This window comes from Nocardia cyriacigeorgica, assembly GCF_005863245.1.
Taxonomy (GTDB): Bacteria; Actinomycetota; Actinomycetes; order Mycobacteriales; family Mycobacteriaceae; genus Nocardia; species Nocardia cyriacigeorgica_C.
The window spans coordinates 1-1230 of the sequence record NZ_VBUT01000032.1 but is presented as its reverse complement, the minus strand read 5'-3'; the positions used below and the strand labels follow the sequence as shown (position 1 = coordinate 1230).

General features: G+C 63.3%; 1 protein-coding gene. It reads left to right on the top strand.

Going from position 1 to position 1230, the window contains the following annotated elements; translation table 11 throughout:
- Positions 1-22 precede the first annotated feature (22 nt).
- Positions 23-1230, top strand: a 1208-nt coding sequence (locus tag FEK34_RS29810) for an RHS repeat domain-containing protein (protein WP_249359748.1), incomplete at its 3' end; no start/stop codon positions are given.

Genomic DNA, 1230 nt, shown 5'->3' with positions numbered 1-1230 from the left:
TGCGACGTTCGTGGCGAAGACGATGACGACGATCGCGCGCCTGTTCTCCAAGGTCGCGTCCACGTTCGCGAAGCTGAAACCGCTGCTCGCGAAACTGAAAGATGCGTGGCAGGCGATAGCGCGCACCCTCGGCAAGGGTGGCAAGTCCACGCCGTCTCCCGCGAAGAAGACCTCCACCGACACCTCCACGGCGTCGACGGACACGCCGAGCAAGCCGAAAGACACCGACACCAAGCCAGGTGAGAAGTCTGCCGACACCACCACCGCCTCGACCGACAACCCACCGAAGACCGGCGACCCGGACGGACGCACCCCCGACCAGCCGGGCAAACCCCAAGACCAGGCCAAAGCCGACGAAGGCGCCGGCGACAAAGCCACCGAAGGCGGCCCGAAGACGAATCGTGACGACAGCCAGGTCACCAAATGTGGTGACCCAGTCGACGTCGCGACAGGTGAGTTCTTGCTCCTGGAAACCGATGTGGATCTGCCCGGGATCCTGCCTTTGAGACTTGGGCGTCGCCACCGTTCCAGCTACCGATTCGGACGCTGGTTCGGCCCCTCATGGGCTGCCACTCTGGACATACGCATTGTCGTAGAGGCCGAGACTGTCACTCTGATCGGCGAGGACGGCGTCCTGCTGGTCTACCCGCATGCCGAGCCCGGTTCCCCGGTGCCACCAAGAAACGGCGGTCAGCGGTGGACCCTCGCACGCAGCGAAACCGGCGGTTATCGCGTCTACGATCCAGACCGCGAGCTCACCTGGCATTTCGACGCCGCATCGGCGCTCGGCGGCTTAGACGCCTTGCTGGGCAATTATGCGATCTCGGCGATCACCGACCGCCATCACAACCACATCCGCTTCCATTACGACAGCGACGGCGCCCCGGTCGAGATCACTCATTCCGGCGGATATCGGGTGCGGGTTACCTCCGATGATGGCCGCATTACCGCACTGTCCGTAGTCGGATCGGCAAGCGACGGTGCCGAGACAGCCACGCAGATACGCGTATTCGAATATGACGCGGGAGAATTGGTGTCGGTCACCAACGGTGTCGGCGCCACCACCCACTACTCCTACGACGACGCCCACCGCCTGACCGGTTGGACCGATTCCAACGGCAACCGCATGGTCAACACCTACGACGACGAAGGTCGAGTAGTCGCCCAGCACGGCAACTCGAACATCCTCAACGCCACCTTCGACTACTTCACCACCCCCGACAACAGCCT